The organism is Breznakibacter xylanolyticus (assembly GCF_003254275.1).
Classification (GTDB): domain Bacteria; phylum Bacteroidota; class Bacteroidia; order Bacteroidales; family Marinilabiliaceae; genus Breznakibacter; species Breznakibacter xylanolyticus.
On the sequence record NZ_QKZK01000010.1, the window covers coordinates 85,340 to 96,643 of the forward strand.

General features: G+C 43.9%; 6 protein-coding genes. 4 read left to right on the forward strand and 2 right to left on the reverse strand.

The window, feature by feature from the left end; all coding sequences use genetic code 11:
* Positions 1-335: 335 nt before the first annotated feature.
* Positions 336-1,034, forward strand: coding sequence for a DNA-binding domain-containing protein (locus LX69_RS07760; RefSeq protein ID WP_111445258.1), 699 nt, complete (start codon positions 336-338; stop codon positions 1,032-1,034).
* An 83-nt stretch (positions 1,035-1,117) separates the two neighbouring features.
* Here the strand turns inward: LX69_RS07760 and LX69_RS07765 are convergent, their stop codons facing one another.
* Together LX69_RS07765 and LX69_RS18235 are read right to left on the reverse strand one after the other, a co-directional pair.
* Positions 1,118-1,375: a hypothetical protein gene (locus tag LX69_RS07765; protein WP_146260675.1), complete on the reverse strand. Its 258-nt coding sequence runs from the start codon at positions 1,373-1,375 to the stop codon at positions 1,118-1,120.
* A 22-nt stretch (positions 1,376-1,397) separates the two neighbouring features.
* A complete protein-coding gene (locus tag LX69_RS18235) occupies positions 1,398-1,523 on the reverse strand; it encodes a hypothetical protein (protein ID WP_262509756.1) in 126 nt (41 codons plus the stop codon).
* 1,102 nt (positions 1,524-2,625) lie between these two features.
* On the opposite strand from LX69_RS18235, the gene LX69_RS07770 reads away from it, so the two are divergent.
* The 3 genes from LX69_RS07770 to LX69_RS07780 form a co-directional block, all read left to right on the forward strand.
* Positions 2,626-2,913 carry a PqqD family protein gene (locus tag LX69_RS07770; RefSeq protein ID WP_170124290.1) on the forward strand — a complete coding sequence of 96 codons (288 nt, stop codon included), beginning with the start codon at positions 2,626-2,628 and terminating at the stop codon, positions 2,911-2,913.
* A gap of 7 nt (positions 2,914-2,920) precedes the next feature.
* A complete protein-coding gene (locus tag LX69_RS07775; protein ID WP_111445261.1) occupies positions 2,921-3,157 on the forward strand; it encodes a hypothetical protein in 237 nt (78 codons plus the stop codon).
* A gap of 342 nt (positions 3,158-3,499) precedes the next feature.
* On the forward strand, positions 3,500-11,304 hold a 7,805-nt coding region (locus tag LX69_RS07780), incomplete at its 3' end, for an autotransporter outer membrane beta-barrel domain-containing protein (RefSeq protein WP_170124291.1).

The following is an 11,304-nucleotide window of genomic DNA, read 5'->3' on the forward strand; positions in this document are numbered from 1 at the left end:
ATGCAATTTGTTATGTTTTGATGGTTTCTGCGTTGCCGGGAATTCTGTTTTGATGGGTTTTGATGCATAATATTATTAGGAATACATTGGCGCTATACGAAAAATTCGTCAATTTCTTGCTTCTGAAACCCTTAATGGAACTCTTTGAGGTGTTAAATTACCAATACGTTTTCAACAAATGCTGTTGAAAACTTTTCCGAAAGTTTAATCAATCACACCTGATCTTTTCATAATTTTGTAACAACAGTAAACCCGGCAACGGCTCATCTACGAGTTGGCGCTTTCGATGAGGTTGTCGGGAACTGCAATTATTCAACATTAAAACCATTACAATTATGGCTTTAAATTTTTCACTGACCAAAAACCATTTGGTCAAAGACGGGCTCTCCTACAGAGCCGTTGTTGGGAACAATGAGACTTTTGATGAGAGTCGCATTGTGGATATGATGATCTATCGCGGGTCGACCGTGACTAAAGCCGACACCCTGGCGGTGCTCGAGGAGTATGGACTGGCAGTCGCGGAAATTATCCGCACGGGCAATTATGTCAATACTTCGCTCTTTAGTGCTTATCCCACCATCGGAGGGACTTTTTCCGATTCTGCTGAATCGTTTAACTCGGCCAGACATTCTATTCGGGTGAAAGTGGTGGCCGGACAACGTCTCAAGCAGGTTATCCCACGCATTTCGGTGCAACGGCTCGAAGGTTCACATGTGGCTCCGTTGGTTAAGAAGGTCGAGGACTTCAACACCGGGGTTGAAAATTCTCAATTGACCATTGGGGCCGCTGCCATCATCACCGGGTATCGTCTTAAGTACGATGCTGATGACTTAATGCAAGGGGTGTTTCTCATTAATGCCGCCAATGCGGTTGAAACACGTGTGGAGCGTATGGCCATCAACAAGCCAGGGAAACTCCATTTTCTGGTGCCTGCCTCACTTCCTCAAGGTGAATACCACGTGGAAGTACGTACGCGTGTTTTGAGTAAGGATTTGCGTAAAGGACGTCTTGACGTGCCTTTAACGGCTGTTTGATCGGTCTGTCTTTGTTGTAACTGTGAAGGAGAAGCTGATGCTTCTCCTTTTTTTGTCTCCGTTGAGACGTTTCTTACACAAATTTATTGTTTTTTGATTTGCTTGATTCTTTTCTGTTGTTTTTTTTCATTTCTTTTATCTCTTTTTGGGGCTATTTGTCGTCTCTCAATGGCTAATGCAATGTGTGGTTGTGGCTTTCTTCCGATCTTTTTCTTACGGGCAAACATAAACCAATCGTTGCAATACTGTTTGTCATGCCCCATCCGGGTGCAAAAAATCAACGATCGTTGTCCATTACTATCAACGATACCTGTGCACCACCATCCTTGCCAGTCGTTCATTACTATCAACGATACCCGTTCATTACCATGCACCACACCCATGCATTACCATGTACCACACCCCTGCATCATGGTCAATCGATACCCTTGCACCACCATCCATCGACATCCCTTCACCATGGTGCATGTGAATTCTGTGTATGCTCATGGCGACTCTGTGATATGCAATATTATTTCGTAAAGTTACACGAATGAGAAACCCATTTTAGGGTAAATCATCCCTTTCATTTAAACCCCGAAGGTTTCTAAAACCTTCGGGGTTTGGGATTCTATCATTCTTTTGTGTTATCTGCTTTTTTATTTGAACACAGTTATATTCGTATCTCAATCGCACAACACAACTTCAAAAAACTCTGTGAATTCTCTGTGCCTCTGTGTTCATTGAAAACTACTATATAACTCTTTTGAGTTATATGCTTTGTTATTTAAACGCAATGCGTTAAAATTAACTCAGCGCCTTTCTTGGCATAGCCAAGCGACTGCGTTGATTAGAGCCTCAGCGTTTATTTTGACTCTGTGTTCATTGAAAACTCTGTGTCATATAACATTCTATAATTGAATATCAATGTCGTTTAGTTAAGCCCCAACGGGGCGCCGGCAATAGAGCAGGGCATAGCCCTGTTAAATGTAGACAATGAACTCAAGCCCTGAAAGGGCGTAAGCTTACGCCCTTTCAGGGCTCTAAGATTGAGTTTGCATTCATCGTAGGGCGATGCCCAACGCTACTGCTTATCGCCCTTTCAGGGCTTATCTTAACGACATTGAATTGAATATGAGTAACCTCTGAGGCACAAAGACACTGAGTTTTTTGTAAAGCCTTGCGTTTAAATAAATATGCAGATAACTAAGATGGGTTATATAGTCGTTGTCTTAACTTAATTGGAGTGTAATTGCAATATTTCATTTCATTATGTAACTTTTGTTGTCGCTCGTCGTATGAAATCGTAAGCTAAGGAGGGCATGAAACGTTGCATCGTAACTAAGTAACAAAGCAGAAATGTGCGATACTGCATGAGCGCAAAAGGCGTACATCTGTTAACTTTTAAAAGTTAAGAGTATCGATGTATTATTCAAAGTCCCCCTTCGGGGGATTTTGGGGGCTTTAGATAAGGTGGCTTTGTATGAGGATCTTTTGTCCCATAAAATCACTATTTCATCAAAAAAGACCGATTGGTGCTGCTTTTATTAAGCTTGCTAACGCTTTTTTTTTAATTTTGCCGTAAATTGTAATAAGTTATAACCCAATGGATATGAACACCGTTTATGAATGTGTGCCGGGTTTTGTCGAGAAGAAGGTGGGCGATGAGATGATTCTGGTGCCCATCTCCAATCAGGTGGCGCAAATGAGCGAGGTATTTACCCTCAATGATTTGGGTGCCTTTTTGCTCGATCAACTGGATGGCCATATCTCCATGCACGACGTGGTGGAAAGGGTCACAAATAATTACGACGTCGACGAACAAACCGTCGTTTCTGATGTTGATGATTTTGTAAATGTGGCCTTGGTGAAAGGCGTGATCCGCGTGGTGCAACAATGATGACTGTATGAACAACATTCCTAAGATAAAAAAGAGATACACCAAACCGGAATTGGTGGCTGTGGCCATCGATCAAGAGATTGCTTTGATCATGATGACCACCCCTCCGGGGCATCCGGGTGGACCCCTTTTAAGTAGCCCTGCACCTTCGGCTTCTGCAGCGGATGCTGTATTTTCTTCTGAGGTAGAGGCTTTTAGTAAAGAAGAAGATGTTTTCGGTTCCTCCAGTGGACCCTCTTATTGATGCTGTTGTGTCAGCGTTATGTGTGATTGGTGTTTGATATGGGGTATGTTACAAGATGATGAAAACCATTTATTATAATACCGGTTGGTTAATTTGATGAAATTCCTCCTGGACAAGAGAAGACTTGTCCGGGATTTTTTTTATCGGATACCTGTGATCCTATTCTTATGGCAATTGGTTTAGATGATTTATTAATCCCAATTGGTTTAGGTTTGATGAAACTTGATTTTTTAAGGATGAATGTTTTTCCCAAATTAGCAACAAATGTTCTATCTTGACGTAAGATGTCATGACCTTATTCTATTGATTGATTTAAAGCTTGAATAATAAATTAAATTAGATATGAATAGTCAACGTTTGTTTATAACGGTCAAAGCGAAGATTGGTATCTTCTCTTTGTTTATGATGCTTTTTGCCGGTGTGGTTCCTTCTTTTGCGCAAGAAACCTGGTACACCCTGGCTGATGGCGACTGGGACAATTACCAGGTGTGGACACTCGATCCTGCCGGTGCAGTGAGGGTGAATCCAACCAGCGATTATCCAAGAATGGGTGATAATGTCATTATTTTATCTGGCAAAAAGGTAACTATTCCCGATAATGTTACACCTTATTCGCGCACGGTTGCTGTTGTTTGTGCTTCGATTACAGTCAATGGCGAACTCGATCTGCGCAGTTCTGCCGGACATACTATCGGTGCATTTAAAGGATCCGGTCGAATTTATACTAATTCAGGCGCAGTGCCTGTGAGTGGTGTTAGTTGGAGCCACTTTGTGACCGCAGGACAAGGACAAGGAACCATTGTGCTCAATGGTACCGGCGCTACCTCTGCCACATTGCCATCGTCATTGTATAACCTTGAGGTGGCGTTGACATCGGGCATTGCCGTGCTCAATCAAAGCATTGAACTCAACGGTAACCTAAAGATAGCCTCCGGCACGTTACAAGTGAATGGTGCCGGCACTACTGCCCATACACTTACTGTGCGTAAAGACATTACCGTCAGCATCGGTGCCTCGTTTACGGTGGGCAGCGGCAATGTTGTTAATATATTGAACGCCTACGGCGATTTTAAAAACTATGGTACCGTCGATTTTGCCAACTCTGCCCAATATGCTTCTATTGGTGGCGGTGAGTTGAAAGTTTATTTCAGGGGCGAAACCGATAATGTGCTGCTTTGTAACGGTACCACCGATTTTTATCGATTAATTTTGGCCAAAGGATCAGATGATACCTACAAATTAACTGTTAGCGCCGATTTAACCTCGCGGTTTAAATTGTTTGGACCTGTAACTACCGTTTCTCGTACAGTGGAGTCTGTGAATGAGGATGGAGTTGGCCAGATTTTGGGTTACGAAAAATTGCCTCTTCTGTTGTTGGCAGGTACGCTAAAGCTTGAGTCGAATATAGTAATTCCGACATTAGGTGAAGATATGGTTGGTGAAAATGTCCCCAATGAATTCTGTATACCTTATGGTACTAAGCTTTGGATTAACGGAGCGTCGGTTTCTTCAGCTACAGGAGGTGGAGGTAACCGAGGTACGCGCTTGGAGGGTACCTTGCAAGTGTCGGCGGGATCGTTCACTAACCCCGACGGGACAGGTGGGATTCAATACAAGGGAAATGGTAGTAAACCAGGTGCTTTGGTACTGGAAGGGACTGGTGTTGTTAATACTACCGAATTAAAGGAAGGGGATTCTACTGGTCGTTTTATTTACCGTCAATCTGGTGGTACGCTTAACCTGACTGGAGTAGCCGATTGGACCAATATTTCAGCAATAATGGCCTTGCCGCAATCAGATTATGTGTTTGAGATGACCGGTGGCACCATCAATATTGACGCTGTAAATGCAACACAAAAAAGCGCTGGACCTCCGATTGTTGATAATGTATCAGGTATATATATTCGGGTTGATGAAGGCAACTACAATGTTACCGGAGGTATAATAAATATTATAACACCCACCCGTTATAAATCGACTATTAACGATTTTGAAATTTACTCGACAGCACCTTTTTATGACCTGAACATTGTTAATGAGGCTACTCGTTCAGGAACTCAGAAGGTATTGTTGAATAGCGGCTTGACGGTTTTGAATGATTTTGTTATTGGCGCAAGTACTAGCTTTGATGCGGGTACTTACAATGTTGAAATTGGTGGTGATTTAACCAACAATGGTACATTTACTGCCAATGGAAATACCACCAAGTTTATTGGGGCGGGTGCCTCTACCGTGAATGGTGGCACCATTGCGTTTGCCAAATTGGAACTGGACAAAGACGTGGAGACGCAAACCGTGACCCTAGGGATGGGGACGATTTCCGTTTCAGGCAACCTTACGTTGACATCAGGGACGCTTGGTGTTGGTACTGTTAACCGAAATGTAGGAGGTAATGTTGAAATTATTGCCGGAGCGATTACTGGTGCCAGTGCGTTGGTGTTGAACGGTACTGCACAACAATCGCTAAAAGGAAAGGTGGGCAAGGAACAAAGTTTCGGGAATATTGTGTTTGCCAATGAAAACAATGATTTATCGTTGTTGAGCGATGTGAATGTGGGAAACTTTACTTTCTCTTCAATAAAGAAAGTGTCAATTGGTTTCCATAATTTAACAATTAGCGGAACTTTGAGTGGTTTTTCATCTTCAAAATATTTTTATACCAATGGTCTTGCTTCAGACAGGGGATTGACTTTGTATTTCTCAATCCCAGCCAATTACGCAGGCGGTACTTTGGCGACTTATCCTATCGGCACATCATCTAAGTATTCCCCTGCATATGTAAAAGCCGGTACAGGCCAAACAGTGTACACGGATGGTTATTTTACTGTAATACCAGTAAGTGGTGAACATCCAGCGACATATGAGGTTGCTTTAACTGATGTTTTGCCTTATTATTGGAAGACAAAGGTAACTGGTTTTGATAATTTGACTGATGGAGTCGTAAATTTGGAATTTGATTATTCATCGTATATACCCAAAGATATGAAGGTGTCATATCTTGATGGTGTTGAGTGGGTTAGGGGGGGTGCGAAATACAAAAACAACGAGAGCAGTATTTTGTATTTTAACAATACTAAGGTGTATGATTATTTTAAGCGGTTGATAAATGGAGACTTTACAGCAGGTAAGGATAATGGCTTAGGACAGTCTCCTTTTGGTCGAGTTGATGTGTTTTATAGTAGGCAGGATGCAAATTGGTATGATACATATACATCAGGTAGTAAGACGTATAGTGCGGCATGGGTTGATGAGAATGAAAATCCCGTTGAAATTACGTGGTGGGGAACTGTTGGTTTTCCTGGTAAAGGCGATATTGTGAGAATTCGAAATAATCATAGGATTTATTTGCCACAGAATTCTACCAATATCGAAATAGGAATGTTGGAATTCGTACCAGCTACTGGTGTGACAGATCGTGAACAATTGCCACGCTTGGAGATTTTTACACGTAATAATTTGATTTTGAATAGAATCAAAGGCGTTGGGGTTTTTAGCCAACATTTGAACAATACGAATAATCCGGTCATTACTGGTGATTTTGGCGAGTTTTCGGATGAAACGTATAGTTGGTTCCTGTTCAAGTCAGATGTTTCGGCTGAAGTTGAACTACCTGACGATATCTTTATTTATCCCAATGTCATGACCGAAACAAATGATTATGGAAACAACTATTATTCTTCCTTTAAGTTTCCGGTTGATGTCGTCATCAAGAGAAACTTAAATCCGCGTGGAAAATCAATTTTACGATTAAATGATGGAGCGAAAGGAGATATTGCGGTTGGTGGAGATTTGGTCATTGGCGATTGGCTGGATGGTGTGGTGGAATTTCCGGCTTCGGGAGTGAAAAGGACGTTGACCATCGATGGAAATATTGATTTTACATCTAGTTATACCGCGCCGACCAATGCCAGGGCTATTAGGCTAACTTCAGAGACCACCTCTCTCTTGCATGATTTGATCGTGAAAGGCGATGTTAAACAAGGAGAAGGAGTGATTGATTTAGCCGGTACAAACGGAGGTGTGAACGTCGTGTTCAATGGAAATGCTTCATCCACGGTTTCAAAAACAGGGGCGGGGGCCACTGAATTCTATTCGATGGTCATTGAAAAAACAGTAGGCCAAAAGGTGCATATCACCGGCGATTTCGATTTGAAAGGTGCCACCAATACGGCCACCAAAGCGTTGACGCTCACTTCGGGCGAATGCCATTTGGACAACGATGCCATTGAAATCATGCTGACATCGGGAGGTGGCAACTTCAAAATTCCCTCGGGTACCACGTTGCGTGTTGACAACGGTTCCGAAGTGGTGATGAGCGGTAGCGGAACTGGTATCTGGTTGGATGGAAATCTGATATTGGCAAACAGTCTATCACTCCCTAGTGGTGGGGAGCTGAACTGTGATGGCGATAACAATGGTATCGACGATGGTACCAACTACATCGAGTATTCGGCATCGGGCAGCGCGACCATTAATGTGGGCACCGGTTCAAAACTTTCCTTGGGTGCACAGTTGCGCCGTTCCACCACCACCGATGCGGGCATCCTGCATTTTACACAGTCTGCCGGCAGTACGGTATTATTGGGTACCGTGGGGGCGCCCACTGTCAATCGTAGCGTGTTCGAGGTGTTGGGAAGTAGTACATTAACACAAGCAGCCGGTGCAAATATCACATTGGTTAGTCCTCAAACGTCGGCAACAGTACCTGCATTGATGATCGATACCGATGCAGCACCATCGTTGGGTGCAGGTAGCAGCTTTACCATTGGTACGGCAAGTCCAACCGGGCAGACGTTCGATATTTATTCCTCTAGCCCATTGGAAAACCTGAATGTGGTTGGCAATACGGCCCAATTAAAAACAGGTGCATTAACCCTGAACGGTTCGCTCGATATCGCAACGGGTTCAACGTTTCATGCCAACGGCTACGATTTGACATTGAAAGGCAACCTTGCTTATAGCGGTACGTTCACACCGGCCGGCAACACCACCTATTTCAGTGGCACGGCCGATCAAATCATATCGGGGGCGGGAGCTACGCCGGCGTTTTACAATTTGGTGAAACAAGGCACCAACACGCTCTCGTTGACATGCACCAACGATGTAGCCGTTAACGGTAACCTGACCATAGCGGGCGGTATCCTGAACATCGGTTCGCGCGACCTGACGGTGCTTGGTAACGTGAACAATGTCGGTACGGTGCAGTCAACCTCCACCAACGGTGTGTTGTTTAAAGGAACGGCCACCCAGGTGTTGTCGGGCAACGGTACCTTTGCCATCATGACCATTGACAATGCCAACGGAGTAAATGTACCTACCCAAAGTGGTGCGATTACCTTTAACAATGCATTGCGCATGAAAAACGGGGTGATGGACATTGGACAAAACCTGTTGCATTTTGGAGTAGGAGCCTCCATTGTGCCTGTGAATGATTTTTCGACCACCAATATGGTGCAGACCAATCTTTCCTTTATCGATAATGGGATTCGCAAGGTTTTCCCTGCCGGGGCCAGCACTTTTACCTATCCCATCGGGTCGTTGGGTAAGTACACACCAATTGAGCTGACTGTGACGGGTAACGGCAATAATACCGGTTCCATCCGGGTGAAGGCTGCCGACGAGCACCATGTGAGCGTAGTGGATTTAGCAGAAACCCTTTACGATGAGACGCAAAACGTGTTGCAATACAACTGGACTTTGGATGCCACAGGCATGACCGGTTTTTCGGCCAAATGTGTCATGCAAGGGTATCCTTCGGATGCATTGATAACCAATGCAGGCGGATCAACTTTTACTTTGTCTGATTATATCACTGCCCGGATTTTGTTGTCGAGCACCGAGTGGAATAAGTTCGATGAAGATTTAAAATATTATTACGACGAGGGGACTGGTAAGTTGAATTTTGATTTCTCAAATACCAACGATGCCGGTATTGATGGCGACTATACGGCTGGTGTTAAGTCGTGTATTCCTGACCGTGTGGCGACTTATATAACAGTGGCTAATGACGGCAACTGGAACGAAAAATTGACATGGGCAACCTATAATCCGACGCTTGGTATACCTGCCGGCGTTGGTGAAGCAGGGGTTAATGTGCCTGATGGTGGTATTAAAGGTGCGGTTGTGTATATTGATCGAACCGTTAATATTCCTGCTGCAGAGTCGGCATCAGCTTATCGGACCTATTTGTTGACCGATGGTGTGCTCAATGTAGGTACATCTATAGCTAACCGATTGGGGGATGTTTATGGCACCGGAACGCTGAAGTTGCAAAACAGTGCCATCCCGGCAGGGGTTTATACCTCCTTCTTTGCAGCCGGAGGGGGAACCATGGAGTTTGTTGCGGGAGCTACTCCATATACCTTTATGGGTGATAAACCTGAGGTAAATAACATGAAATTAAGTGGTAGTGGAACCTTGCAGTTCTCGAATACGCCATTGACTATTAATGGTAACTTGATATTCAATGGGGCTTCCGTTACGAACCCCAACAACAATAACTTCTCCGTAGCCGGGAATGTCACATTTAACAGTGGCTCATTTGATGCGGGAACTTCAACCGTTACTCTCAATGGCGCTGCCAGACAAACTATAGGTGGAACCAATCATTTCACTAGCGGCAATGCATTCTATAATTTAGTGGTGAATAACAGTTCCGGTATTGATATTTCCAATGGTTTGGGTGTGTCCAATACGCTTACCATGACCTCGGGTATCTTAGGTTGTCAACCGACAGGTTGGGTTGAGATCAATAACTCCAGTAATACCGCGATATCTGGAGCTGGAGCAGGCAAATATGTAAGTGGTCCGTTGAAATGGAATGTCACCACAACCAATGAATATATGTTTCCGGTTGGGAAAGATGGTCGTTATGGTGAATTGACCCTGTCGGGTGCTTCAGGAGCTGGTTTGTGGGAGATAGAGTATTATAGTACTGCGCCTGTTGATCGGAGCAATATGTCCGGGGTTCAGTTTGTTAGCAATAACGAATATTGGCGTTTGCAGACATTTACATCGCGAACAGCCATTGCAAAACTGCGTTGGGATGCCAACAGTGGTGTCGATCCTAATGCCAATTTCAGAGTGGTGGATAGTGATGGAGCCGATAGTTCAGATCCCTGGTCTTTGGTGTCGTATACCGATTTAACAGGAACGACATCTGGCGGCAGTTGCTCAACTGTTTCGTTGACTTACAATACGCGCAAGCGGTTGACTTTTGGTTCTGCAACGAAACCAAACTATATATGGGAGGGGACTACTTCTGTCGATTGGACCGTTGCAGGAAACTGGAGCAATGGTGTGTTGCCGTTGGCAACATCGAATGTGATTATTGAAAATCAAGCCAATGATCCGGAGATTCTCGGAGGTAAAGATGTTACCGTAAATGCCATCAGTATGTCGCCCGGAGCAAAACTGACATTGAAGCCCAGTGCACACATGACTGTCAATGGTGATATAGTAAATAATAGTGCAACCATTTTGGTGCAAAGTACAGCAGTAGGCAGTGTTGCTCCTGCGTCGTTTTTGACAAATGGTACGGTCAGTGCTCCGGTGAGCATTGAATGGACTTATCCTTTGGGTGCCTATATTTACATCGGTCATGGAGTTGACAATGCATTGAAAACCAATTATGGCAGTGCGTTGTTGTATCGAATAGTGAATGGAGGATGGGTTGCTGTTGGTACATCTCCCAATGCTTTTAATACCAGTCCGTTGGAAGGGTATGCGGTTGGATTCCCCAGTTCATTAGGAACGGCTCAAACGATTACCAATACCGGCGCATTGCATGACTCGAATTACAGCATGACAATTGGTAATAACTGGTATTTGGTGGCCAATCCTTATCCGACCTATCTGGATTTGGCAAATAGTGGTTTAATGTTGGGTGATGCATTGAAAACCATTTATACCACCATCAGGGGTGCCGGCACGGCAAGTTATGCTACATTTAATATTTTAACTGATGTTGGCGTTAATGAAGCGAACCGGTATGTGGCTCCCGGACAGTCATTCTGGATTAGGAATTATACCGCTTCGTCTTCATTGTCTATTAATAAAACGGTTAGGACCAATAATTCAAATAGCTTGTTGAAGAGTTTAAACACGACTGATGATGTTTTCAGAATTAAACTGATCCGTTCATCGGT

Bases quoted from the DNA above. Each gene is read 5' to 3' on its own strand.
- LX69_RS07760 (WP_111445258.1), top strand. From the start codon at position 336: ATGGCTTTAAATTTTTCACTGACCAAAAACCATTTGGTCAAAGACGGG.
- LX69_RS07765 (WP_146260675.1), bottom strand. From the start codon at position 1,375: ATGAACGACTGGCAAGGATGGTGGTGCACAGGTATCGTTGATAGTAAT.
- LX69_RS18235 (WP_262509756.1), bottom strand. From the start codon at position 1,523: ATGAGCATACACAGAATTCACATGCACCATGGTGAAGGGATGTCGATG.
- LX69_RS07770 (WP_170124290.1), top strand. From the start codon at position 2,626: ATGAACACCGTTTATGAATGTGTGCCGGGTTTTGTCGAGAAGAAGGTG.
- LX69_RS07775 (WP_111445261.1), top strand. From the start codon at position 2,921: ATGAACAACATTCCTAAGATAAAAAAGAGATACACCAAACCGGAATTG.